Source organism: Crossiella sp. CA-258035 (assembly GCF_030064675.1).
In the GTDB taxonomy this organism is placed as follows: domain Bacteria; phylum Actinomycetota; class Actinomycetes; order Mycobacteriales; family Pseudonocardiaceae; genus Crossiella.
On sequence record NZ_CP116413.1, the window covers coordinates 4,621,712 to 4,644,045 of the forward strand.

Consider the following 22,334-nt stretch of genomic DNA (forward strand, 5'->3'; position numbering starts at 1 on the left):
CTTCCCGCCGCCGTGGGAGGTCCCCCGATGATCGTGCTCAGCCTGGAGATCGGCAGCGACGCGCACCGGCTACCCGCGGTGGCCGCCGTCGTGGCCCCGGTGCTGGCCCGCCTGTTCCCGCCCGCCCAGGCCCAGCAGCTGGGCCAGGCGGTGCGGGAGGCGGTGGCCAACGCCATCCAGCACGGCAACGCCGCCGACCCGCGCGCCGCGGTCGGCATCACCCTCGCCCTGGCCGAGGACGAGCTGCTGATCCAGGTCAGCGACCAGGGCGAGGGCTTCGTGCCCACCTCGACCGGCCTCTGTCCGGCCGCGCTGCGCCGCCCGCACGGCGGTGGCCTGGCGCTGATCCTGGCCGCGGTCACCGGCCTGGACGTCACCTGTTCCAGCGGCCGTTTCCTGCTTACCCTGCGCGCGGCCCTGCCCACCCCGCAGACCGACGCGGCTTGAGCTAGGCGGTCACCCGCAAGCTGCCCTCCGCCACCATGGACAGCCCGGTCCGTGATCTTGTACGGTCCAGGCCATGACGCGTGTGCCTGACCTCGCGCGGCTGAGTGTGGTGCTCCTCAGCCGTCAGGTCGAGGTGCCCGTGCACACCCATGAGATGCAGCGCCTGCTGCGGCAGCACCGAGCGGGATGGACCGACCTGTCGCCGTTGTGATCAACACGGCAGCCCTGGGATCCATCTTGTACTCGGAGAAGCAGACATGACGACTGTGCTGTGCGTGCCGCAATGGCAAGGATCGGCCTCGGACCGGGCGCCGCTGCTGGCCTCGGGGGCACACCGGACCGCTGAGCTCCTGCGGGCCGGCACCGTGGTGTCGGTGCCGATCGCACGGGGCGGCGACGACATCACCGACGGGATCCGCGCACGCGCGGCACTGGTCGAGAACCTGAGGCTGACCGGCGAGGCGCTGGCCGAGATCGATGACTTCACGATCACCGTGGGCGGTGACTGCGGGGTGGACCTCGCGCCGATCGCCGCCGCGCGCCAGCGCTACGGCGACCAGCTGACGGTGCTGTGGATCGACGCGCACCCCGATGTGTACGGCCCAGGCGAGCTACCGTCCGGGGCGTTCCACGGCATGGTCGTGCGCACGCTGCTCGGGGACGGGTTCGCCCTGCTGACCCCGGCGCGAACCCTGGCTCCGGCCCAGGTGGTCCTCGCCGGGGTCAGGGCCGGTGGCGCCAGCGAGGGTGAGTACCTCCGCAGGACCGGCCTCCGGGTGCACGGGGTCGGCCAACTGGAGCAGGCCTTCGACGGACTCTCCGGCCCCACCTATGTCCACGTCGATCTGGACGTGCTCGATCCTGCCGAGTTCGGTTCGGTCTGCTACCCCGAACCCGCTGGTGTCCGATCGGCCGATCTGGTCGAGCTGATCTCAGGACTGGACAACCTCGTCGGTGCGGCGATCACCGAACACGCCCCGGCCGGCGACAACCCCGGCGAGGCCGACATCATCCGGCGCCTTGGCGCCGCCCTGCACCGGTGAGGCCGGACCGGCGCTAACCGGCCAGCTGGGCGGTCACCGCCGCCTGGATCTCCGCGCGCAACACCGCCCGCTCCCGCCCGCCGGGGTGGTGCCACTCGCCTTCCACCGCCAGCACCTGCGCCAGCGGCGCGGTGAGCACCTCATCGGCATACTCGGTGGACCGGCAGATCCGCTCCACCGCCGCCAGCACCTGCTCCTCACCGTCCAGGCCGTCAGCACAGCGCCGGGCCACCGCGGTGAACACCACGCGCGCCGCCACCGAGAGCTCCGGCTCCGGCGCGCCGGCCTGGGCCAGCGCCCACGGCAGCACCGACCGCACCTCCTCCAGATCGGCCCCGCTCATCCCGGCCAGGATGCGCAGGTCAGGACCATCAAGATCCTCGGCCAGCCAGTGCGCGGCCCACAGCGGCAGCCGCTCCAGCGGAGCCACGCCCAGCCGCACCGCCGCCGCGGCCAGCTCCGGACCCGGAGTCTCGGTGAACATCAACGGCGCGCGGCCAGGTCAGGGCCGGTGAGCAGCTCGCCCAGCCAGCCGGGCACCGCATCGGCCCACTCCGCCAGCGCCGCCGCATCCGCCCCGTGCAGCGCCCGCTCCCAGGCCAGGGCCCGGCCGATCGCGCCGAGCTGGGCGGCCACGGTGGCGGTGCGGGCCAGCTCGGCGGGTGTGCCCAGGTCCGACCACGGCTCCAGGTAGGCATCCCGCAACCGGAGGATCTCCGGATCCTCAGGAGCCAGCTCGAACTTCTTGCAGGCCACCCGCAGCGTGACCAGCAGCGTGCCGAAGGGGTGCGCCACGCTGGCATCGCCCCAGTCGAAGAACCGGTACCGGCCTCCGGCGTCGACCAGCACGTTGGCATCGTGCAGGTCGTCGTGCTGCAACCCCAGCGGGACCGGCGAGTCCGCCAGCTCCGCGCACAGCTCCAGCACCCTCGGCCGCGCCGCGGCGACCCCGGGCAGCTCGTGCGCGTCCAGCAGCCGGTCCAGCTGCGCGGGCAGCGCGGCGGGGGAGAGGTCGGGCACGCCGAGGCCGAGGAAGTCCGCCGAGTGCGCCAGCAGGCTCCGCTGCAGCTGGGCGTACTCACCGAGCATCCGCGCCCACTCCGCCAAGCCGGTCTCGTGCCGCTCCCGCAGCGTGGTGCCACCGTCGGGCAGCAGCGCCCAGCCCAGCTCGGCATCCACCGCCAGCGGGGTGAGCACCCGTTCCGGGGCCAGCGAACCCAGCGCCCGCAGCAGCCCGGCCTCGTAGCGCAGGCCGGGGCCGTTGGCCTTGAACCACAGCGTGCCGGTCCCGGTCGGCACGGTGGCCACCGTCGACCACGGCATCTCCCGCACCCGGGTCACCTCGCCGGTGCGCACGCGGCCGCCCAGGTTGTCCTCGATCCAGGCCAGCGCCTGCGGCCACCACACGGGTTCACTCATGGGCGGCACCGTAGAGGAACTAGTACTCCCAGTTCATCCCAGTTCCGCTGTACTCCTCCACCGGGATGGACTCCGCGTCGGTGCGCATCCGCTCCGGGTAGAGCACCCCGTGCAGGTGGTCCACCTCGTGCGCGACCAGCCGCGCCACGCCGTGGCTGAAGATGGTGATCCGCCGCGCGCCGGAGAGCTCCTGGTGCTCCACGTGCAACGCCAGCGGCCGGGTCACCAGGCCCCTGACGTCGAAGAAGCTCAGGCAGCCCTCGTACTGCTCGTCGGTCTGGTCGCCGATCTCGATGATCCGCGGGTTGAGCAGCGTGATCACGTCCTCGCTGCCCGGCGGCAGCACCAGCGCCGCCGCCCGGTCGATGCCCAGCTGGTTGGCGGCCAGGCCCATGCCCTTGCCGAAGGTGTGTGCGCGGCAGATCCGCTTGGCCGCGGTGCACAGCTCGTGCAGCACCCGGCGCGCGTCCTCGGCCTCATCGGGCAGCACGAACGGGCGAGCCGGACGGTGTAACAACGGATCATCCCGCTGCAGCACCCCCAGGGCCTGCATCACCTCACTCGGCCGCTGTGAGCGCACCTCCTCCACCTTCGCCGCGGCCCGGAAGTGCCATTCCAGCCGGTAGCGGGCGTGCAGCGGCGGGTCCTCGGTGGCCCAGGAGTAGATGCGGCGGCCGCGTTCGCGGCGCTCGTCGATGGCGGTGCGAAACGGCATCGCCTCCGCGGTCATCGAGGTGTGCAGCCCCCACACCGTGGGCTCCAGCTCGGCGGGCAGGTCCAGGCGCATCGACAGCCGTTTGGTGGGCAGGCGCACCGCGCGGCGGAACCACGGGCCCCACTTCTCCGCGCGCACGGCGTAGGTGTACTCGATCCAGGTGCTCTGCCCCGGGTACAGCGGGAAGTGGCCGCTGTCGTTGGCGAAGAGCAGCCACACCTCCTTGAAGGCGTCCCGGTCGTGCTGGGCCACCCAGTGCATCGGCTCGGCCCTGCCCTCCCCCCACCAGGCGGAGAGCTCCAGCTCGTCCCAGGTCAGCGGGTCGTCCCGGTAGAGCCGGTTGGACTGCTCCGGGTTGTCCGGATAGCGGTCCACCGCGATCCGGATCAGGTAGCGGGTGATCGGCTCGGTGCCGGAGTTGACCAGCTTGCGCCGCATGGTCGCCCGGTAGGAGCGGCCGTCGAAGTGCAGCGCGGCGTCGTCGTGCTCGACCAGCAGGCTGGAGCCGGTGGCGGTGTCCACCCCGAACTCCGGGCTGGGCTGCACCAGCCGGATCGCCGCCGGGCGGTGGTTGTCGTAGTCCCGCCAGGCCCGCCGCAGCGCCCCTGCCGCGCGCAACGCCTCATCAGCCGCTTTGGCGAACTCCCGGGACGGCCGCTCGTGCGCGCTCTCGACCTTGGAGACGTAGGAGCGGCTGTAGCCCATGGCGTTGGCCAGCGCCGTCCTGGACAGGCCGCGCACATCCCGCCATCGCCGCAGCTCGGCGATGAACGCGTCCAGGTGCGCGACATCCTCACTCGTGGGTTCGTCGTCAGACACCATGCCGCCGCCTCCACCGCCGAGGCGTGAGTCGGCGTGAGAGGCGCGTGAGTCCACGCACATCTTCCGCTAGCCGGCCCACCACTGGTCTGCTCTAACCACAGATAGCACACAAGCGACCGCGCGGAGTGTTCGGAAGGGCTTCTGTTATGGAACTTCTCCAGAGGGTGCTTCGCGCGGTTCCCAGCGGAATGAGCACCATGAGCAGCAGAGCCCGCAGCGCCCGACGCCTGGCGACCCTGCTCTCCGCGCGTTCGGGGGTGAGCGTGTCGGTGCGGTACGACCGGGAGCTGCGGCGCTACCGGGTGGTCTGGGCCAGTGGCCCTGACCAGGCGCAGATGCAGACCCTGGCGGTGACCAGCGTGGCCGCGGTGCCTGACTTCAGCATCGGCGAGCTGTTCTGGTCCAGGTCTCCCGCGTAGGCGCCACAAGCCACTACGCGGGCAGGCCGCCCCGGTGGCGGCGGGTTTTCCGGGCCTGCAACCCGGCCGCCACCGGTTCGGCAACCACTTCACCCCCGTTTCCCTGCGGGAGCCCTCCGAGCTGTCATGCCGGGACAGCTCAGGCGACCACCAGCCGGTCGAGCAACGCCGCCAGCTCGACCGGCTTGGTGGCCATTGGCCAATGTCCGGTCTGGATCTCCGCGCGCACCCAGTCCCGCCCGTAGCAGGGCAGTTCGTGGGCCGGGCCGTCGCCCGTGCAGTGCAGGAACACCCGCGGCACCGGCGAGGAGTCCGGGCTGGCCAGCTCGATGACCTCGCGGTGGGTGGCGATCGGCACGCCCTCGGCGTGCCTGCGCAGCCAGGTCAGGTGCTCGCCGGTGAGCTCGTGCTCGCCGTAGTAGGCATCCAGGATCTCATCGCCGATGAACGGGATCCGCCACCCGTCGCCTTCGGCGTCGGCCATGGCCTGCATGATCTCCTCTACGCCCTCGGCCAGGTCGAACAGCCGCTTGCCGTGCTCGGGGGTCACCCCGGCCACGTAGATCACCTTGGCCAGCCGCTCCGGGATCCGGTCGGCGACCACGGTGACCACCGCCCCGGCGTAGCTGTGCCCCACCAGCACCACGTCGGTCAGCTCCTCGGCCTCGATCGCGGCGATCACGTCCTGGACGTGGTCGGACAGGTTCGTCGCCGGGGTGCCCAGGTGTGCCCGGTCGCCGAAGCCGGTCAGCGTCACCGGATGCACCTGGTGCCCGGCCTCGCGCAGCCTCGGGGTGACCGCCCGCCAGGCCCACGCGCCGAGCCATGCCCCGCCCACCAGCACGATGTTCGCCATTTCTCTGATCCTCCCAGTCGTTGTTTCCGCTGGTGAGAACGCTAGGATCAAATCCGGACAGTATCCGCCCGGATTCGTCAGGGGAGTGGCCCGTGTCACATCCGACCACGCGGATCCTGGCGTTGCTGGAACTGCTCCAGGCCCACCACCGGCTCACCGGAGCCGAGCTGGCCCGCCGCCTGGAGGTCGATGAGCGCACCGTGCGCCGCTATGCCACCCGCCTGGCCGAGCTGGGCATCCCGGTGCAGGCCGAACGCGGCCGCTACGGCGGCTACCGGCTGCTGCCCGGCTACAAGCTGCCGCCGCTGATGTTCACCGACGAGGAAGCCGTCGCGGTCGTGCTCGGCCTGCTCGCCGGGGCCCGCCTGGGCCTGGCCACCACCGCCCCCGCCGTGGACAGCGCCCTGGCCAAGCTCCAGCGCGTGCTACCGGCCCAGCTGCGCGAACGCACCGCCGCGGTCCGCGAGGCCCTGGACTTCACCCTCGCCCCGCGTGAGGCCCGCGCCCCCGGCACCGGCACCCTGCTCACCCTCGGCGAGGCCACCAGCCGGCGCCGCCGGGTCCGCCTGGCCTACCGCTCCTACCAGGGCGAAGACAGCGACCGCGAGCTCGACCCCTACGGCCTGGTCTTCCACCACGGCCGCTGGTACGTCACCGGTTACGACCACGACCGCGCCGACCTGCGCACCTTCCGCCTGGACCGCATCCGCGAGGTCACCATCACCGAACACGGCTTCACCCCGCCCGCGGACTTCGACCCGGTCGGCCACGTCACCCAGGCCCTGGCCGGCGTGCCGTACGCCTGGGAGGTCCAGGTCACCCTGCACACCACCCTGGCAGAGGCCCGCCGCCGCGTCCCGGCCACCACCGCCACCCTCACCGAGACCGAGGACGGCGTGCTCCTGCGCACCCGCGCCGAACGCCTGGACGGGATGGCGATGATGCTGGCCGGACTGGGCTGGCCCTTCCGCATCCACCACCCGGAAGAACTGAAAGCCGAGGTCAGGGCGCATGCCGCACGACTGGTGGCGGCCAGCGAGGACTAGCTGGGAGATCCAGCCGGCCCCGGCGGGGAAGTCGGGGGGTAGCTTCCCGCGCCGGGGCACCGGCTTCTGGCCGGGACAACGCCCGACCGCCAGGTTCGTCGCTCCGCGCAGCGTGAGCGTTACACCACGGAGCGAGAAATCTTCTCGCGGATCGCACACTTGACCCTCACGTCACGTGAGGCCACAGGCTCGGAGCCGTCAACGAAAGGAGCGGGGAAGGTGAGCTACTCGGTCGGCCAGGTCTCCCGGTTCGCCGGCGTCACGGTGCGCACGCTGCACCACTACGACGAGATCGGCTTGCTCAGCCCGAGCGGCCGAACGCTGGCCGGCTACCGCCGCTACGAGCAGGAGGACCTGGACCGGCTCCAGCAGATCCTGTTCTACCGCGAGCTCGGCTTCCCCCTCGAGGAGATCTCGACCCTGCTGGACGACCCGACCGTGGACCCGCGCGAACACCTGCGCCGTCAGCACGCCCTGCTGAGCGACCGGATCGAACGCCTCCAGCAGATGGTCAAGGCCGTCGAACACACGATGGAGGCACGAGCCATGGGCAACGCACTGACCCCGGAAGAGCAGTTCGAGGTCTTCGGCAACTGGCGACCCGAACCCGGCTACGCCGAGCGCGCCGAGGCCCGCTGGGGCCACACCCAGGAGTGGCAGGAGGGCATGCCCAAAGCCGCGAACATGACCAAGCAGGAGTGGATCGCCGACCAGGAGCGGGTGGCCACCTGGGTCAGCGACCTGGAGCAGCTGCTGGAGTCCGGCGCCAGCCCGGACAGCCCCGCCGCGCTGGCCCTGGCCGAGCGGCACCGGGACATGCTGAAGAAGTTCTTCGACTGCTCCTACCCGGTGCAGGTCAGCATCGCCGAAAGCTACGTCACCGAGCCCGAGCAGTTCGCCTTCCTGATCCGCCCGGAACGGCAGCGGCCCGGCATGGCCGAGTTCATCCGCGACGCGGTCAAGGCCAACGCCGCCAAGGCGGGCTAACCGGCCCGCCACTCCTCCAGGGAGGGCAGCACGTAGTCCACCAGCGCGGGCAGCTGCGGTGCGAGCGCGAGGAAGGCGATCGCCCGCAGCACCCCCACGCCGTTGACGAACCTCGAGACCTCCGCATCCAGCTCCCGCAGCCCTTCGCGGCGCGCGCCCCGGTTGTAGGCGGCTTCCAGCTCCGGGCCGAGCGCGGCCAGGTCCCACTCCACCGGACCCAGCGTGACCAGCTCGAAGTCGGCGTAGCGCGGCCCGTCCACCCCGGCGAAGATGTTCGCCGGTGGCGAGTCGCCGTGGATGGGCTGCACGTCGATGCCGGGGAACCGCTCCTCGAAGGCCGCCCGCGACCGCACCAGCGGCTCCAGCGCCGCCCACTCCCGGCGCGCCCGCGCCACATCGGCCGCGCTGATCGGACTGGGGCCCTGCTCGAGCAGGGTCAGGCACTCGGTGATGAAGTCCGGTTCGGCCGCCGACAGGTAGGACAACGGGCCCGGGTAGTCCCGCAGCGCGGCGTGCAGCCGCGCGGTGCTCTCGGCGTTGACCGCGTAGTCGGGCTCGCCGCTCCGGTCCTCCTCGACGAACTGCCAGAACGTCATGGAGAACCCGTCCCGCGCCACGGGTTCGCGTGCCACCAGCGGGCTCGGCGGGATCACCGGGACGCCTTGCTGGTCCAGCCACCAGGTCACGTCCAGCTCGGCCTGCTGCCGCTGCGCCAGGGTGTGCACGGTGGCCGACTCCGGCAGCACCACCGGCATCCGGGCCACCACCGGGGCGGGTGCGAGGTGCACGACCACCGAGAACACCTCGTGCAGCACCCTGGCGCCGGTGACGGTCAGCCCGCGTTCGCGCCCCGCGGCGACCGCGGCGTCCACCGCGGCGGCGGTGCGACGGGCGATCCGCTCCGGGGTCAAGAACTCAGCCAAGGCCGGCACCATTTCCGTTCAGCCAGGACGTCACCAGGTGGTGCCCGATCGAGTCCAGCTTGAAGGCCCCCGGATCCGCGGCCACCCGCGCCCGGATCTCCTGCGCGGTGAACCAGCGCGCCTCCACCAGCTCCGCCTCGTCCACCGCGATCGACTCATCCAGGGCGGTGGCGTGGAACCCCACCATCAGCCCCGCCGGGAACGGCCAGGCCTGCGAGGCCAGGTAGGACACCGGCCCCACCACCACCCCGGCCTCCTCAGCGACCTCCCGGCGCACCGCGTCCTCCAGGCTCTCGCCGATCTCGACGAACCCGGCCAACGTGGAGAACGCGCCCTCGGCGGCACCGCGGTGCCGCCCGAGCAGGCAGCGCCGAGGCTCGCCGGGGGAGGTGACCAGCACGATCACCGCCGGTTCGATCCGGGGGAACAGCAGCCGCGCGCACCCGGTAGCGCCGCACACCCGCAGGTGCCCGCCCTCGCGGACCTCGGTGGCGTGTCCGCAGGTGCCGCAGAAGCGCTGGTTGCGGTGCCAGTGCAGCAGACCCTTGGCATAGGCCAGCAGCGTGGACTCCGCCGCCGGGACCGAGGGGAACAGCGCGCGGACGTCCACAGTGGACTCCGCGCCGCCCAGGCGCAGCGCCTCGGCCTCGTCCACATCGGACAGATCAACGGTGAACCGGCCGTCCTGCCCGTCCAGCGCCAGGAAAACCGGCTCGGCGCCGGCCCACGGCGCATCGGTGGCCGCGGGCAGCGCCACCGGCACACCCTCGGCGACCAGGCAGCGGTCCCGCCACAGCGGCAGCACCGTCGAACCCGGCCGGGCGCGCACCTCCGCCAGCCACGCCGGGTCACCGCGATGCCCACCCGCCCGGTCCAGTGGTAGTCCGTTGTAGGCGATGGCCATCTCGGGCACTAGCGGGCTCCAGGCGTCAGGTCGGGGGTGAGGGGCCAACTCCACAGTCCGCGAAGCCGACCGTCAAGATAATTACGTGTCAGCCAGCCCCCGCCCGAGCGAACCCACCGGCCATGGTCACGGGCACGGCCCGGCCGAACCCGTCTCCCGCCGGGTCCGGACCCTGCTGACCGCCCTGCTGGCCCCGCTGGCGCTGGCCGCGGTGCTCGGCGGCATCCTGCTCTACCCCTTCGGCAGCAAGCAGGCCACCGGCGGCGACCTCGGCCTCAACCGCACCCCGGTGCACGCCGAGGTCACCGCGGTCAGCCAGGAACCCTGCCCCTCCGGCGGCCAGGGCGAGTCCTGCCAGGCGGTCATGGTCAAGCTCACCGACGGCCCCGGCGCCGGCGCCACCGTGCGCCTGGCGGTGCCGCTGGGACCCAGCGCGCCGAAGTTCACCATCAGCGACGCGGTGGTGCTGGCCTACTCCGGCGAGGGCAACCCGCGCGAGGGCACCGCCTACGAACTGGTCGACTTCCAGCGCGGCCTGCCGCTTGGTGTGCTGGCCGCGATCTTCGCCCTGGCCGTGCTGGTGCTGGCCCGCTGGCGCGGCCTGGCGGCACTGGGGGCGCTCGCGCTGAGCTTCCTGGTGCTGATGTACTTCATGCTCCCGGCGATCCTGGCCGGGAAGAGCCCACTGGCCGTGGCGGTGGTCGGCGCGGGCATCATCATGTTCGCCGCCCTGTACCTGACCCACGGCTTCAGCGCCCGGACCTCCACCGCCGTGCTCGGCACCCTGGCCAGCCTGCTGCTCATCGGGTTCCTGGGCGCGGCCTTCGTCGCCCTGACCCACCTGACCGGCCTGGACGAGGACACCACCAACCTGATCACCCTGCTCGGCCGCCCGGTGGACACCCAGGGCCTGCTGCTGGCCGGGATCATCATCGGCGCCCTGGGCGTGCTCGACGACGTCACCGTCACCCAGGCCAGCGCCGTGTGGGAGCTCCGCCGCGCCAACCCGTCCCTGAACTGGCGACGCCTGTACGCCGCTGGCCTGCGCATCGGCCGCGACCACGCGGGCTCGGCGGTCAACACCCTGTTCATGGCCTACGCCGGCGCCGCCCTGCCGATGCTGATCACCTTCTCCGTCTCCGGCCGCACCTTCGGCGAGATCGCCACCACCCAGCACCTGGCCACCGAGATCGTCCGCACCCTCATCGGCAGCATCGGCCTGGTCGCCGCCGTCCCGGTCACCACCCTGCTCGCCGCCCTGGTCGCCGTCCGCGAACCCATCCCCGACCCCCCGGAAGCCGACGACCCCGAGCCCGAACCCGCCCCCGAGCCTGCCGAGATCGCCGCCGAGCCCGCACGCCCCCAACCCGCGGTGACCGGCGCACACCAGCGCCCCCCAGCCACCGGAACCCAGCCCCGCCCGTCCCCGCCCACCGCCGCCAACCCCCACCTGCGCCCCCGGCCCCACCCGGCGGCCCCGCCCGCCCCGCGCCTGCCCGCCCCGCCGACCGCCGCCCGCCGCACCCCAGCGAACGCTCGAACCCGGCCCTCAACCCCGGCTCGGGCCAGTGGCCCATTCCCGGCCCGCCTCCGGACCCAGCCCTCAACGCCGGTTCCGGCCAATGGCCCGTCCCTGGCCCGGACCCAGCCCTCAATCCCGGCTCTGGCCGGTGGCCTGTCCCCAGCCCGGACCCAGCCCTCAGCCCCGGCTCGGGCCAGTGGCCCGTCCCCAACCTCGGCCCCGACCGCGCCTTCACCACCGGCCAGTGGGCGACCCCCGCCCCACCCCGCCCGAACCGCCCCGCCCCGCTGCCCGACTCCGCCGAGCCACCCCCCGCCGAACCCCGCCCGGCCCCCGACGCGCGACGACCCCCACCGCCGCCCTCGCAGCAGTGGGGATCGCCCCAACCCGGCCAGCCCGCACCCGATCACCCGGGACCGACGCACCGGCCCCGGCACCGGCGCGACTGAGCGGGGAGCTCACTCCCGGCAGCGCTTGTTCTTGTTGATGCAGTTGACCACCCGGTTCATGATCGACTGCGACATGACGTTGGCGAAGTCGTCGTGGTCGGAGAAGGGGTTGTGCGCCTCCTCCGGGAAGGAGTCCACCGCGTACCGGCGCTGCTGCTGGATGTCCAGCGGAATGTTGTAGGTCAAGGAGATCCGCAGCTGCGGCACCGCCCGCGTGCCCCGCGGGCAGCGCCCGGAGTTCGCGTCCGGGAACTGGATGTGGTCGCGGTGGTTCTGGCTGTCGATGTTGCGGCCGTCCCAGCAGCTCGGGAAGTCGTGCACCCGCTTGACCTTGCTGCCCTGCGGACAGATCGGATACTTGTTGATCAACCGGTTCTCGAAGCCGGTGCAGGTCCAGGAGGCGCGGGCGTTCTTGGTGCCGTTGGTGGAGACCTTGGCATCGCCGTAGAGGATGCGCAGGAAGCGCGGCATCGCGGTGACCTTGCCGGTGGGGCTGCCGCGGAAGCTCAGGTCCACCACCTCCGGCCGCTGGATCTCCCCGGCGTTGCCGGGCAGCTCGTTGTTGCCGTCAGCGTCCAGCAGGCTCGCCTTGGGCGACTCGAAGACCTCGGCGTTGTCCTGCTTGACCTCACACCGCTCCAGCCCGGCCGTCTCCGGCTGCTGACCGCTTTGCGAGACCACCTGCCGGATGACCTCGATGACCACCGCGCGCAGCTGGGTCAGCGGCTCGATCACCTCCTTCCGCACCTGTTCCTCATTGGCCGGGTCCACCCCGCGCAGCCGCTCGATGGCCTCCTCGAGCTGCGCGTCGAGCTCGTCAAGGCGCTTCTCGACCTCCGGCTGGGTCTCATCCGGCACGTCGGGCAGCTTGCTGGCCACATCGGGGCAGCTCACCACGTCCTTCTTGACCTGCGGGCCGCCGGTGCCACCGCGCTGACCCTTGGGGTTCTGCACGTCATCGCCGCGGTCGATGCGCACCACCGGCCAGAAGTAGGTCGACTTGTCGCCGTTCTTGCAGGTCGTGCCCGCGCGTTTCAAGCTCTCATTCGTGGAGTCGGCATCGGTGGACAGGTTTCCGACATAGTCGTGCAGGTGCTCGGCGCCATTGCGCACACCGGGCTGGGCGATGAAGTTGTCCGGATTGAAGTGGCCGTTCTCGTTGCGGCCGCAATCCACGGTGAACGTGCCCCTGGTCGCGTCGTTCTCTCCTCTCGGCGTGCGGACGTTCGGTCTGACCGTTCGGATGTCGACGTACTGGTCTTCCGGCCCCTGTCCGTCAGCCAGCGCCGAGCCCGGCTGCACCGAGGAGGTGATCACCGCGACCACCCCGGCGAGCAGCGTCATCGTGATGAACGCGGCGAGGAAAGCGGCCCGTCGGGACGGGAGTCTGTGCAAGGCCATGCGAGGTCACCTCACAGGTCAAGGTGCGTGAAAGGCATGCGTGTGCCGTACTCCGCCGGGATTCCGAGGCACCCGTGAACCCGACATGGGAAATACGGGTCGGAACCAGCCGAAGCTCACCCAGTTGCCCCGCGTTATCAAAACGTTATTCGGCGCGGGCGCGTTCCTCGGCCGCCGCCAGGCGCTCCGCGGAGACCCACCGCCGCAACGGCAGGATGGTCACCAGCATCAGCACCGCGCACCCGGCGAACACCGCGGCCGGCGGGGCCAGCACACCCAGCAGCCCGCCCAGCGCCGCGCCGATCGGCGTGCTGCCGTAGTTGATCATCCGGAACGCGCCGCCGACCCGGCCCAGCTCCGCACGGGGCGCGGTGCGCTGCCGCACCGACATCGCCACCGCCTGCCACATGCCGCCGAGCACGCTGGCCACCGTCATCACCACCCCCAGCGCCCAGCCGGAGAGGACCAGTGGCGCGGCGAAGAACACCGCCCAGCCGACCCTGGTCAGCCGCAGCAACCTTGCCCGGCCGCACAGCCGCTCACCGCGTCCGGACAGCAGCGACCCCACGGCTGCGCCGACCCCGCTCGCCCCGAGCAGCAACCCATAGCCGGTCGCGCTCAGCCCCAGCGGGCCACGGGCGTGGCCGAGGAAGACGATCAGGAACGCCGCGTAGGCCGCCATCGCCGTCCCGCTGACCGCGAAGAGCACCAACAGGATCGGCTGCCGCAGCACCGGAGCCAGCCCACCACGCAGGCCAGTCCCGCTGCGCCGCGCCGGAGCCGAGGGCAGCGGAATCCCGCGCAGCAGCAGCGCCGCGGCCAGGCAGGCGATCCCGGCGGCCAGCGCGGGCAACCCGATCGCCAGGCTCGCCGCCAGACCGGCCACCGCAGGCCCCAGTGCCTGCTGCGAAAGCCGGGTCGCCACCGACATCGCACCGTTGGCACCGGTCAGCTTCTCCGGAGGAACCAGCTCCGGCACGGTCACCTCGGCCGCGGTGTCGGCCAGCAGTTGCAGGCACACGGCCAGGAACACCGAGACCACCAGCACCGGCACTGGTGAGAGCCCGGCGCTGAGCAACAACCCGGCTACTAGCAATACCAGACCGCGGCCCAGTTGGGCCAATCGGAGCAGTCGCCGCCGATCCGTGGCATCCACCAGCACCCCGGCCGGCACCGCGAACAGCAGCCACGGCAGGCTGCCCGCCGTGCTCACCGCGGCCACCGCCAGCGGCGAACCGGTCGCCGACTCCGCGATCAGCGTGCCGGCCACGACCACCACCCCGGTCGCGGAGTCCGACAGCGCGGTGGTGCCCAGCAGGCGGTGGAACGGGGTCACCGGCATGCCGCGAGCCTGCCACCCGTCGGCCCCCTGGCCGCGGGGATGTGATCAGCGCGGCGGCAGCGGCAACGGCAGCGCGGGCAGCCCGTCGATGCTGGTGCCGTTGGTCGGCACCTTCTCGCAGTAGGCGGCGAAGTCGGTGTCGGAGCGGCGCCCGAAGTACTGCGCGTGCAGCGTGCGCTCAGCCCGGTAGTCCAGCAGCGGCACCGCGAACCCGCAGCTGTCGCTGACCCGCTGCACCGCCACCAGGATCACCGCGCGCAGCCCTGGCCCGTCCGCCTCGCCAAAACCGGCCACCAGCTCGGCGAAGCGCGGGTCGTCGCGGAAGACCGGCTCGCCGTGGCCGTGCACCCGCAGCACCATCGGCGGACCGCTGAAGGCGCACCACATCACCGTGATCCGCCCGTTCTCCCGCAGGTGCGCGATGGTCTCGGCGTGGCTGCCGCCGAAGTCCAGGAAGGCCAGCGTGCGCTCATCCAGCACCCGCAGCGACCCGGCCCGCCCCTTGGGTGAGAGGTTCACGTGCCCCGAGCCGGCCAGCGGCGCGGTGGCCACGAAGAACACCGGCTGCTCGGCGATGAACGCGCGCAGCCTGCCCTCGATCCCGTCGTAGTTCCTCCCCATGATCGGCAGTTTGGCCGCCGCCACTGGCAATCCGCTGACGCCGGTTGCCGGGAAGCCGAGGAACCCTCTAGCATTGTGATATCACTTTTCCTGGGGAGGAACCTCGATGGCGCACATCCTCTGTCTCGCCCCCGGTGCGGCGGGACACGTCAACCCCCTGCTCGGCGTGGTCAGCGAACTGAGCGCGCGCGGGCACCGGATCAGCTTCGGCACCACCAAGGACTACGCGGCCAGGGTCGCCGGGGCGGGCGCGGAACCGGTGGTCTACCAGTCCGTCATCGAGGAGTCCTGGGGCGATGAGGACCCGCCGGACTTCACCGGTGAGGAGATCATCCGGCTGATGGGCCTGGGCGTCACCGAGACCGAGACCCAGCTGCCGGTGCTGGAACAGGCATTCGCCGGTGACGAGCCCGACCTGGTGCTCTACGACGGCATGCAGCTGCTGCGCTGGGTCGGCCCGTTCCTCGGCGACCGCTGGGGCGTGCCGACGGTGCAGAGCTGCCCGTCGCTGGTCAGCAACGAGCACTGGTCGATGACCGACGAGCACGTGGAGTTCGACCCGAACCACCCCGGCTTCACCGAGGTGCTGGGCAGGCTCGGTGCCCTTGCCGCGCAACGGAAAGCGCGCTTCGACTTCGGCGGGCTGTTCGACGACTCGCTCAGCGCGCGGCACCTGGTCTTCGTGCCAGGGGAGTTCCAGCCTGCGGGGGAGACCTTCGCCGCGCGCTACCGCTTCGTCGGGCCCTGCCTTGGTGAGCGGTCCTTCCAGGGGGAGTGGGAACCGCCGAACTCGGTGCGGCCACGGGTGTTCATCTCACTGGGCACCGCCTACAACCGGCGGCCGGAGTTCTTCCGCACCTGCCTGGCCGCCTTCGCCGGACTGCCCATCCACGTGGTGCTGGCCATCGGCGACCAGGTCGAACGCGCCGCCCTCGGCGAAGTTCCCGCCAACGTGGAGGTGCACGAGTTCGTGCCGCAACTCTCCGTGCTGGAACAGGTCGACCTGTTCGTCACCCACGCGGGCATGGGCTCCACGATGGAGGGACTGCACCTGGGCGTGCCGTTGCTGGCGGTGCCGCAGATGGCCGAACAGCGGGTCAATGCCGACCGGATCGAGGCACTCGGCCTCGGTCGTCAGCTCGCGCCGGCCGAGGTGACCCCGGCGAGCCTGCGCGAGGCCGCGCTGGCGGTGGTCGCCGACGGCGCGATGGCCAAACGTGTTGCCGCGTACCGTAAGCGCTCGCAGGCCGCCGGTGGCGCGATGGCGGCCGCGGACGTGGTGGAGGAGCTGTTGTGAGCGAGACGATCGGCGAGCTGGTGCGGGACTGGGTGCACGGCTGGGCGCGCTGCCGCGAGGTGGCACCGCCGGTCGCGGTGCCGGAGGGCTACCGGCTCCAGGTCGACCGGCCCGGTCACCTGGCCCGCCACGTGCTGCCGGAGTTCGACCCGGACACCGTGCGAGCACTGGCTAATCGACTGTCCACTGTGGACAACTGGCTGAAGGTGTGCGGCCCGCCCGAACAGGTGGCCGCCTGCCTGTCGCCGCGGTGGTCGGTGGGCGCGCCGGAGTTCCTGATGAGCACCGCCCTCCAGTCGCGGCCGCCGCTGCCTACCTCTTATGCGGTCGAGGTGACCGGGAACGGGGAGGTCGTCGACGTGCGGCTGTGCGCGGACGGCGGCGAGGTCGCGGCCAGCGGCCGGATCGGACTGGCCGGGACCGCCGCGGTCATCGACCAGGTGGAGACCGCGCCCGCGCACCGGCGGCGCGGCCTCGGCCGGATCGTGATGGACCGGCTCGGCGCGCAGGCCCTGGAGCGGGGCGCGCGCCGGGCCGTGCTGGTGGCCACCGCGGACGGCCAGGGCCTCTACCGCGCCCTCGGCTGGACCACCCACTCCCCGGTCACCGCCGCCCACCGAACCTCCTGACCAGCGCGTTTGCCCTTGGCGATGACCCGCGCTACATTCAACCCACCGGTTAATTAACAAGGCGGTTTAATACAGATGAGCGACGCGAGACCTGATACCGAGGACCAGCTCAGTGCGGTGTTCGCGGCGCTCGCCGACCCCACCCGCCGAGCCATCCTGGCCCGGCTCACGGAGGGGGAGGCCACGGTCAACCAGATCGCCGAACCGTTCGCGATGAGCCTGCCCGCGGTCTCCAAACACCTCAAGGTGCTGGAGCGCGCCGGGCTGATCACCCGCGGACGCGAGGCGCAGTGGCGGCCCTGCCGGCTGGACGCACGTCCGCTGGAAGGAGCCACCGACTGGCTGGAGCGGTACCGGAAGTTCTGGTCCGACAGCTTCGACCGCCTCGACGACCACCTGCGCCGCCTCCAGCAGCGGCAGGCGCCCGGACAACAGGAAGGACAGCACGATGACTGAGGCAGTGGCCACCAGGGAGTTCACCCTCACCCGGGTCTTCAACGCCCCGCGCAACCTGGTGTACCGGTCCTGGACCGACCCCGACGACGCCACCCACTGGTGGGGCCCGAAGAACTTCACCACCCCCAGGGACACCATGTCCTTCGACGTGCGCCCCGGCGGCCAGTGGCAGGCCTGCATGGTGAACGACGCCACCGGCGAGCAGTTCCCCAGTAGCGGCGTCTACCGCGAGGTCGTGCCCGGCGAACGGCTCGTGTTCACCTGGGGCCGGCAGGGCGACCCCGAGGAGGACAAGCCAGTGGTCACCATCGAGCTCACCGACCAGGGCGAACAGACCCAGATGGTCTTCCACCTCGTCGGGCACCTGGCGGAGGGCGACTTACTGGACATGGAGGACGGCTGGAGCGAGTGCATCGCCCGCAGCATGACCCACCTGTCCCGCTGAGCTACCTCAACCGGTACGCCGCAACGGCGACCTGGACGAAGGAGCGCACCAACGGGCTTTCCCGCGCGCTCGCCCAGGCGACGACGAGCGGGCTCGGGGGCATGTCGGTGAGGGGGACCAGGACCAGTCCCTCCGGCAGGGCGTGGGTCAGGGGTGCGATGCCGACCGTGCCGTTCCACAGGACGGCCTGAACGCACTCGTTCACCGTGCGCACCACCGGCCCCGCGGGGCGTTCGCCCACCGGCCGCGCGCCGTTCCAGTACTCGCGCCAGAGCGGGTCGGTGCCCTCGGGCAGTTGGAACCAGGGTCGGTCGGCGAAGTCAGCCAGGCGCAGGGTGCCGTGGGCGGCGAGTGGGTCGTCCGCGCGCAGGACCGCGCCGACCTGGTCGGTGCGCAGCACTCGGGTGCTGATACCGGTGGTGTCGAAGGGAAAGCGGGTGAGTGCCACCTCGGCCAGGCCGGTGGTGGGGTCGGCGAAGTCCGCCTCGCGGAAGCGGATCGAGACCTCCGGGTGGTGGCGGCGGAAGGTCGCGGCCAGCCGGGCGCCTACCTCGCCCGCGCTGTCGGTGAGGGTGCCGACGGTGAGGGTGACGCTCCCGGCAGCTGCTGTCACGCGGGTGCGGGTCTGCTCGGCCTGGGCCAGCAGGGCGGTGGCGTCGGCGTAGAGGACCGTGCCCGCGGCGGTGAGCTCGACGCCGGTGGCCGAGCGGTGCAGCGGTCATGAGTGCGGCATCGGTCGCGCAGGCGGCTCCGGCGGGGCCGCCGCCGGAGGGTGTGCCGATGCAGCTGCGCAATGGTTTCGGCGACGGGTGCGCAGACGTCGAGCGGAAGTCCCTTGCGGACGGTGCCCGGGTGCACCAGTGGCGGTGCTTCTCCGTCAACGCGCCCAACCAGTTGTGGAAGCTGAAGAACGTGGGCGAGCGGGACTACAAGCTGACGAATGAGAACAGCGACATGTGCCTTGATGTGTACGACCGTGCACTCGAACGCGGAATGTCGGCGACCCAGTACACCTGCCGCACTTCCGCGGACCCGAGCCAGCGGTGGACACTGGCAACCGCATCCACCAGTGGGACTGCCAGGCCAACGCCCGGAACCAGCAGTGGGTCTTCCGCGCGGTCAGCTGACTCACGCGTGGGGACCGACCGTGACGGTCCCCACCGTCAGTTCCGCGGTGGCTTCCAGCACCGTCGCGATCCGGTCCACCTGCTCGGCCAGCATGCGCCGCCGACCGGCTGGCCACCGGCCGCAGGGCTCGACGGTGACCGCGATCCGGCGGCCGGAGCGGCGCTGGTGCCACACCCCGGCGACGATGCCGTCGACGAGCACCACCGGGTAGTTCCCGGCCTGGCCCCGGTTGAGGGCCCGGAGGTAGGTCTTGCCGGGGAACAGGGACTCCCGGGGGTGGCAGCCCACCTGGTAGGCGTCGAAGTAGGGGAGCAGGCGCAGGGCGGGGGCGTCCTGGGTGGGCTCGAAGTCGTCATCGGCGGCCAGCCATGCCTCGGTTTCGCCCAGGAGGACCGGGCGGAGCCGGTCGCGGCAGGTGGCGAACAGGCGCTCGGCCCAGGGGCGGGGCGCGGACAGCCAGCGGGCGAAGTGGGCGGGGGTGGCCGGGCCGTAGGAGTACAGGTAGCGGCGCAGCAGTTCGGCCAGTGCCTGCTCGGTGGTCATCGGGGGCGTGGCGGACAGGTGGCGGTGCGGGCTGGTGTAGGTGGTCTTGCGGTCGCGGTCGGGGCCGAAGCACAGCGCGCCGCGGAAGGCGGCAGTGTGGATGACCGTGGCCCAGCGTGGCCAGAAGCCGCTGAAGGAGGGCACGACCAGGTCGCCGGCCCAGGAACCGGTCTCGGCCACCACGGCTGGGGTGAGCTCGTCCATGGTGAACTCGCCCGTGCGGCACACCCGGTCCAGCGCGGCCACCACCGCGTCGGTCTGCTCGGGGGTGAGCCGGAGGGACGGGGCGTAGCCGACGGTGAGGGGGACCGCGGACAGCGCCGCGGTCCACAGGGGCAGGTCGGCGGCGGGCAGCAGGTGGACCGTGCCGCGCAGGCCGAAGGTCTTGACCAGCTCACCGTGCTGCCAGAGCGCCTCGCGGACCTGGGTTCGGGTCGTGCCGGTGCGCAGGCCGAGGGAGAGCTCGGCCGCGGACATCACCTGGGCGTGCACGCCGCACATCGCCCGCGCCGCCCCGGCGATCCCGGGGGTCGGGGTGGTCAGCGCGTGCCGCTCCATCCGCACCGCGCACACCGTGGCCCAGTCCAGTTCCGTCATGAGCGCAACTCTAGGCAGCAAGTAGGACAGGGAGAGTCCTCTTCGGCTGAGAAGATCCGGTCATGACCGACACGCCTGCCCGGTTGCTCACCCTGCTCTCGCTGTTGCAGACCCCGAGGGAGTGGTCCGGCACGGTGCTCGCCGAACGGCTGGGGGTCACCACCCGGACCATCCGGCGCGACATCGAACGACTCCGCGAGCTCGGCTACCCGGTGCAGGCCAGCATGGGCGCCGAGGGCGGGTACCGGCTGGTGGCCGGGACCGCGATGCCGCCGCTGCTGCTCGATGACGAGGAGGCGGTGGCGATCGCGGTCGGGCTGCGCAACGCCGCCGGGCTGGCGGTGCAGGGCATCGAGGAGGCATCGGTGCGGGCGCTGACCAAGCTGGAGCAGGTGCTGCCCTCGCGGTTGCGGCGGCGGGTCTCGGCGCTGGGCAGTGCCACGGTGCCGATGTTCGACCCCGGCTCGGCCAGGGTGAACCCCGAGCACCTCGCCGTGCTGGCGGCCGCGGTGGCCAACCGGGAACGGGTGCGCTTCGGCTACGAGGCCTTCGACGGCGCCCGGACCCGGCGGCTGGCCGAACCGAACCGGCTGGTCTCCTCCGGGCGGCGGTGGTACCTGGTGGCCTTCGACCTCGACCGGGACGACTGGCGGATCTTCCGGGTGGACCGGATCGAGGAACCCCGCGGCATCGGGGTGCGCTCGGCGGAACGCACGCTGCCCGCGGCTGACGCGGCCGAGTTCGTCACCAGCAAGCTGTACTCCTCCGCGCCGACCTACCAGGCGGTGGCCACCATCCACGCCCCGGCCGGCCGGGTGCGGGGGGTGCTGGGGGACCGGCCCGCCGATGTGGAGGCGGTGGACGAGCACACCTGCCGGTTGCGCAGCCACACCGACACCCTGGACTGGCTGGCCTTCCGGCTGGCGATGCTGGGCTGTGAGTTCGAGGTGCACTCGCCGCCGGAGCTGGCGGAGTACCTGCGGGAGCTGGCCGGGCGGGTGAGCAGGGCGGCGGGCGCACCGCAGTAACTTGCCTTGCTAAGTTAGCATGCTAAGTTAGCCGGGTGCGGCAGAACCTGAGTTTCACCTTGCACGTGCTCACCGCCCGGCTGGACCGGGCCGCCGACCGGCTGCTGCGGGCCGAGCACAACGTCTCCTACCGTCGGTTCCTCGCCCTGACCCTGGTCAAGGAACTCGGCACGCCGACCCAGCGCGCCCTCGCCGACACCCTCGGGGTGACCGAGCCGTCGGTGAGCCGGATGACCGCCGTGCTCGCCGAGGACGGCCTCCTGGATGTCCAGCCGGATCCGGCGGGCGGGCGGCGCAAGCTGCTGAGCCTCACCGAGGAGGGCGACCGGCTGGTGACCTCGGTCCAACGGGACTTCGAGAAGCGGTTCGCCAAACTCGTGGCCCACAGCGGCGTGCCGTACGGGGAGTACGCCGAGCAGACCGAGCGGTTGCTGGCCACGCTGGATCACCTGTGGACCGAGAAGGGGACCCGATGACGGCCCGGACCAGCACAGTCAGCTCGGCGGACGGCACCACGATCAGCTACCAGACCACCGGAGCCGGCCCCGGCCTCATCGTGCTCGGCGGCGCGCTGCGCACCGCGGTGGACTACCTGCCGCTGGCCTCCGCGCTGGCCCGCTCCTGCACCGTGCACCTGGTGGAACGGCGCGGCCGCGGTGCCAGTGGCCCACTGGGACCTCACTACAGCCTGGCCGCGGAGGTGGCGGACCTGCGCGCGGTCCAGGCGGCGACCGGCGCGAGGCTGGCCTTCGGGCACAGCTACGGCGGACTGGTCGTCCTGGAGACCGCGCGCACGAGCGAGGTCTTCGACTGCGTGGCGACCTATGAACCGGGAGTGCCGGTGGCCGCGGTGCCCACCGAGTGGATGGACCCGTACCGGCAGCGGCTCGCGGCAGACGATCCTCATGGCGCGTTCGTCCACTTCCTCCGGGGCTCGGGCGGCGCGCCACCCTTCGTGGCCAAGTTGCCGCACTGGTACCTGCGGCTGGCCTTGCGCGTGGGGTTCCGGGGCGCGAGCTGGCAGCGGATGCGGCCGCTGCTGGCGGCCAACCTCGCCGAGCACGAGCAGGTGGCCGCCCAGCACGGCAAGCTCGCCGGGTTCGCCGCCGTCGCCGCTGAGGCGCTGCTGCTGTGCGGCAGCCGCTCGCCCCGCGAGACCAGGGCGGAGTTCGACACCCTCCGGGAGACGCTGCCGCACGCGGTGCTGGAGACCTTGCCCCGGCTCAGCCACTTCGGCCCGGAGGGCAGGTCGGCCCCGGTGGTGGCTGAACGGGTGCTGGCGTTCTTCTCCTGAG

Annotated in this window: 24 protein-coding genes and 2 pseudogenes; 15 read left to right on the plus strand and 11 right to left on the minus strand. The window is 72.1% G+C overall.

What is annotated here, in order from left to right; genetic code table 11:
* The first annotated feature begins 27 nt into the window (after positions 1-27).
* The 3 genes from N8J89_RS20980 to N8J89_RS20990 all read left to right on the plus strand — a co-directional run bounded on the left by N8J89_RS20980 (position 28) and on the right by N8J89_RS20990 (position 1,490).
* Positions 28-447, plus strand: a complete 420-nt coding sequence (locus N8J89_RS20980) for an ATP-binding protein (protein ID WP_283658689.1) — start codon at positions 28-30, stop codon at positions 445-447.
* Between the two features lie 73 nt (positions 448-520).
* Positions 521-658, plus strand: a complete 138-nt coding sequence (locus N8J89_RS20985; RefSeq protein ID WP_283658690.1) for a hypothetical protein — start codon at positions 521-523, stop codon at positions 656-658.
* Positions 659-704: 46 nt separating this feature from the next.
* The gene (locus tag N8J89_RS20990; protein ID WP_283658691.1) at positions 705-1,490 is read left to right on the plus strand and encodes an arginase family protein; all 786 of its coding nucleotides are present in this window, start codon (positions 705-707) and stop codon (positions 1,488-1,490) included.
* A 13-nt stretch (positions 1,491-1,503) separates the two neighbouring features.
* On the opposite strand, the gene N8J89_RS20995 is transcribed toward N8J89_RS20990, so the two are convergent.
* From N8J89_RS20995 to N8J89_RS21005, 3 genes are read right to left on the minus strand one after another with little or no spacing between them, the layout of a single operon-like run.
* Positions 1,504-1,974 (minus strand): hypothetical protein, encoded by a 471-nt coding sequence (locus N8J89_RS20995; protein WP_283658692.1) that lies wholly within the window; start codon positions 1,972-1,974, stop codon positions 1,504-1,506.
* On the minus strand, positions 1,974-2,909 hold the full coding sequence (locus tag N8J89_RS21000) for an aminoglycoside phosphotransferase family protein (protein ID WP_283658693.1): 936 nt from the start codon (positions 2,907-2,909) through the stop codon (positions 1,974-1,976). Before N8J89_RS21000 ends, N8J89_RS20995 begins: the two co-directional genes overlap by 1 nt.
* A 19-nt stretch (positions 2,910-2,928) precedes the next feature.
* Positions 2,929-4,446: a peptide deformylase gene (locus N8J89_RS21005; protein ID WP_283658694.1), complete on the minus strand. Its 1,518-nt coding sequence runs from the start codon at positions 4,444-4,446 to the stop codon at positions 2,929-2,931.
* A gap of 197 nt (positions 4,447-4,643) precedes the next feature.
* Between N8J89_RS21005 and N8J89_RS21010 the strand changes: the two genes are divergently transcribed.
* Positions 4,644-4,865, plus strand: a complete 222-nt coding sequence (locus tag N8J89_RS21010; RefSeq protein WP_283658695.1) for a hypothetical protein — start codon at positions 4,644-4,646, stop codon at positions 4,863-4,865.
* A 139-nt stretch (positions 4,866-5,004) separates the two neighbouring features.
* On the opposite strand, the gene N8J89_RS21015 is transcribed toward N8J89_RS21010, so the two are convergent.
* Positions 5,005-5,721 carry an alpha/beta fold hydrolase gene (locus tag N8J89_RS21015; RefSeq protein ID WP_283658696.1) on the minus strand — a complete coding sequence of 239 codons (717 nt, stop codon included), beginning with the start codon at positions 5,719-5,721 and terminating at the stop codon, positions 5,005-5,007.
* Positions 5,722-5,813: 92 nt separating this feature from the next.
* On the opposite strand from N8J89_RS21015, the gene N8J89_RS21020 reads away from it, so the two are divergent.
* Complete coding sequence (locus tag N8J89_RS21020; RefSeq protein WP_283658697.1) at positions 5,814-6,767, plus strand: helix-turn-helix transcriptional regulator; 954 nt, start codon at positions 5,814-5,816, stop codon at positions 6,765-6,767.
* Positions 6,768-6,986: 219 nt separating this feature from the next.
* Positions 6,987-7,754: a MerR family transcriptional regulator gene (locus tag N8J89_RS21025; RefSeq protein ID WP_283658698.1), complete on the plus strand. Its 768-nt coding sequence runs from the start codon at positions 6,987-6,989 to the stop codon at positions 7,752-7,754.
* Here N8J89_RS21025 and N8J89_RS21030 read toward each other — a convergent pair.
* Together N8J89_RS21030 and nudC are read right to left on the minus strand one after the other, a co-directional pair.
* Positions 7,751-8,686, minus strand: a complete 936-nt coding sequence (locus N8J89_RS21030; RefSeq protein ID WP_349497504.1) for a phosphotransferase — start codon at positions 8,684-8,686, stop codon at positions 7,751-7,753. The genes N8J89_RS21025 and N8J89_RS21030 overlap by 4 nt on opposite strands.
* Complete coding sequence (nudC, locus tag N8J89_RS21035) at positions 8,670-9,581, minus strand: NAD(+) diphosphatase (protein WP_283666211.1); 912 nt, start codon at positions 9,579-9,581, stop codon at positions 8,670-8,672. Before nudC ends, N8J89_RS21030 begins: the two co-directional genes overlap by 17 nt.
* Before the next feature lie 364 nt (positions 9,582-9,945).
* On the opposite strand from nudC, the pseudogene N8J89_RS21040 reads away from it, so the two are divergent.
* A pseudogene (locus N8J89_RS21040) lies at positions 9,946-10,788 on the plus strand (YibE/F family protein); the annotation flags it as partial.
* Between the two features lie 773 nt (positions 10,789-11,561).
* Here N8J89_RS21040 and N8J89_RS21045 read toward each other — a convergent pair.
* From N8J89_RS21045 to N8J89_RS21055, 3 genes are all read right to left on the minus strand, one after another.
* Complete coding sequence (locus tag N8J89_RS21045; protein WP_283658700.1) at positions 11,562-12,953, minus strand: DUF1996 domain-containing protein; 1,392 nt, start codon at positions 12,951-12,953, stop codon at positions 11,562-11,564.
* 145 nt (positions 12,954-13,098) lie between these two features.
* Positions 13,099-14,295: an MFS transporter gene (locus N8J89_RS21050; RefSeq protein WP_283658701.1), complete on the minus strand. Its 1,197-nt coding sequence runs from the start codon at positions 14,293-14,295 to the stop codon at positions 13,099-13,101.
* 45 nt (positions 14,296-14,340) lie between these two features.
* A complete protein-coding gene (locus N8J89_RS21055) occupies positions 14,341-14,916 on the minus strand; it encodes a pyridoxamine 5'-phosphate oxidase family protein (protein ID WP_283658702.1) in 576 nt (191 codons plus the stop codon).
* A 106-nt stretch (positions 14,917-15,022) separates the two neighbouring features.
* On the opposite strand from N8J89_RS21055, the gene N8J89_RS21060 reads away from it, so the two are divergent.
* The 4 genes from N8J89_RS21060 to N8J89_RS21075 all read left to right on the plus strand — a co-directional run bounded on the left by N8J89_RS21060 (position 15,023) and on the right by N8J89_RS21075 (position 17,743).
* A complete protein-coding gene (locus tag N8J89_RS21060) occupies positions 15,023-16,213 on the plus strand; it encodes a macrolide family glycosyltransferase (RefSeq protein ID WP_283658703.1) in 1,191 nt (396 codons plus the stop codon).
* Positions 16,210-16,842, plus strand: a complete 633-nt coding sequence (locus tag N8J89_RS21065) for a GNAT family N-acetyltransferase (protein WP_283658704.1) — start codon at positions 16,210-16,212, stop codon at positions 16,840-16,842. Before N8J89_RS21060 ends, N8J89_RS21065 begins: the two co-directional genes overlap by 4 nt.
* Positions 16,843-16,917: 75 nt before the next feature.
* On the plus strand, positions 16,918-17,298 hold the full coding sequence (locus tag N8J89_RS21070; RefSeq protein WP_283658705.1) for an ArsR/SmtB family transcription factor: 381 nt from the start codon (positions 16,918-16,920) through the stop codon (positions 17,296-17,298).
* Positions 17,291-17,743, plus strand: a complete 453-nt coding sequence (locus N8J89_RS21075) for an SRPBCC family protein (protein ID WP_283658706.1) — start codon at positions 17,291-17,293, stop codon at positions 17,741-17,743. The genes N8J89_RS21070 and N8J89_RS21075 overlap by 8 nt, the downstream gene beginning before the upstream one ends.
* A gap of 1 nt (position 17,744) precedes the next feature.
* Here N8J89_RS21075 and N8J89_RS21080 read toward each other — a convergent pair whose 3' ends face one another.
* Entirely contained in the window at positions 17,745-18,356 is a 612-nt protein-coding gene (locus tag N8J89_RS21080) for a LysR family substrate-binding domain-containing protein (protein ID WP_502868313.1), read from the minus strand.
* Positions 18,357-18,523: 167 nt separating this feature from the next.
* Between N8J89_RS21080 and N8J89_RS41965 the strand changes: the two are divergent.
* Positions 18,524-18,799, plus strand: a pseudogene (locus N8J89_RS41965) (RICIN domain-containing protein); the annotation flags it as partial.
* 72 nt (positions 18,800-18,871) lie between these two features.
* On the opposite strand, the gene N8J89_RS21085 reads toward N8J89_RS41965, so the two are convergent.
* Positions 18,872-20,011, minus strand: coding sequence for a winged helix DNA-binding domain-containing protein (locus tag N8J89_RS21085; RefSeq protein WP_283658707.1), 1,140 nt, complete (start codon positions 20,009-20,011; stop codon positions 18,872-18,874).
* Between the two features lie 62 nt (positions 20,012-20,073).
* Between N8J89_RS21085 and N8J89_RS21090 the strand changes: the two genes are divergently transcribed.
* Genes N8J89_RS21090 through N8J89_RS21100 form a run of 3 tightly spaced genes read left to right on the plus strand, consistent with a single transcriptional unit; the run spans position 20,074 to position 22,333 of the window.
* Positions 20,074-21,039, plus strand: coding sequence for a helix-turn-helix transcriptional regulator (locus tag N8J89_RS21090; protein ID WP_283658708.1), 966 nt, complete (start codon positions 20,074-20,076; stop codon positions 21,037-21,039).
* Between the two features lie 35 nt (positions 21,040-21,074).
* On the plus strand, positions 21,075-21,515 hold the full coding sequence (locus N8J89_RS21095) for a MarR family winged helix-turn-helix transcriptional regulator (RefSeq protein WP_283658709.1): 441 nt from the start codon (positions 21,075-21,077) through the stop codon (positions 21,513-21,515).
* Positions 21,512-22,333, plus strand: coding sequence for an alpha/beta fold hydrolase (locus N8J89_RS21100; RefSeq protein ID WP_283658710.1), 822 nt, complete (start codon positions 21,512-21,514; stop codon positions 22,331-22,333). The genes N8J89_RS21095 and N8J89_RS21100 overlap by 4 nt, the downstream gene beginning before the upstream one ends.
* The last annotated feature ends 1 nt before the right edge of the window (position 22,334 follow it).

Excerpts from the sequence above, each read along its gene's own strand:
- N8J89_RS21085 (WP_283658707.1), bottom strand. The coding sequence starts at position 20,011 with ATGACGGAACTGGACTGGGCCACGGTGTGCGCGGTGCGGATGGAGCGG.
- N8J89_RS21000 (WP_283658693.1), bottom strand. The coding sequence starts at position 2,909 with ATGAGTGAACCCGTGTGGTGGCCGCAGGCGCTGGCCTGGATCGAGGAC.
- N8J89_RS20995 (WP_283658692.1), bottom strand. The coding sequence starts at position 1,974 with ATGTTCACCGAGACTCCGGGTCCGGAGCTGGCCGCGGCGGCGGTGCGG.
- N8J89_RS21090 (WP_283658708.1), top strand. The coding sequence starts at position 20,074 with ATGACCGACACGCCTGCCCGGTTGCTCACCCTGCTCTCGCTGTTGCAG.
- N8J89_RS21060 (WP_283658703.1), top strand. The coding sequence starts at position 15,023 with ATGGCGCACATCCTCTGTCTCGCCCCCGGTGCGGCGGGACACGTCAAC.
- N8J89_RS21045 (WP_283658700.1), bottom strand. The coding sequence starts at position 12,953 with ATGGCCTTGCACAGACTCCCGTCCCGACGGGCCGCTTTCCTCGCCGCG.
- N8J89_RS21100 (WP_283658710.1), top strand. The coding sequence starts at position 21,512 with ATGACGGCCCGGACCAGCACAGTCAGCTCGGCGGACGGCACCACGATC.
- N8J89_RS20980 (WP_283658689.1), top strand. The coding sequence starts at position 28 with ATGATCGTGCTCAGCCTGGAGATCGGCAGCGACGCGCACCGGCTACCC.
- N8J89_RS21050 (WP_283658701.1), bottom strand. The coding sequence starts at position 14,295 with ATGCCGGTGACCCCGTTCCACCGCCTGCTGGGCACCACCGCGCTGTCG.
- N8J89_RS21015 (WP_283658696.1), bottom strand. The coding sequence starts at position 5,721 with ATGGCGAACATCGTGCTGGTGGGCGGGGCATGGCTCGGCGCGTGGGCC.
- N8J89_RS21005 (WP_283658694.1), bottom strand. The coding sequence starts at position 4,446 with ATGGTGTCTGACGACGAACCCACGAGTGAGGATGTCGCGCACCTGGAC.
- N8J89_RS21010 (WP_283658695.1), top strand. The coding sequence starts at position 4,644 with ATGAGCAGCAGAGCCCGCAGCGCCCGACGCCTGGCGACCCTGCTCTCC.
- N8J89_RS20985 (WP_283658690.1), top strand. The coding sequence starts at position 521 with ATGACGCGTGTGCCTGACCTCGCGCGGCTGAGTGTGGTGCTCCTCAGC.
- N8J89_RS21075 (WP_283658706.1), top strand. The coding sequence starts at position 17,291 with ATGACTGAGGCAGTGGCCACCAGGGAGTTCACCCTCACCCGGGTCTTC.
- N8J89_RS21070 (WP_283658705.1), top strand. The coding sequence starts at position 16,918 with ATGAGCGACGCGAGACCTGATACCGAGGACCAGCTCAGTGCGGTGTTC.
- N8J89_RS21055 (WP_283658702.1), bottom strand. The coding sequence starts at position 14,916 with ATGGGGAGGAACTACGACGGGATCGAGGGCAGGCTGCGCGCGTTCATC.
- N8J89_RS20990 (WP_283658691.1), top strand. The coding sequence starts at position 705 with ATGACGACTGTGCTGTGCGTGCCGCAATGGCAAGGATCGGCCTCGGAC.
- nudC (WP_283666211.1), bottom strand. The coding sequence starts at position 9,581 with ATGGCCATCGCCTACAACGGACTACCACTGGACCGGGCGGGTGGGCAT.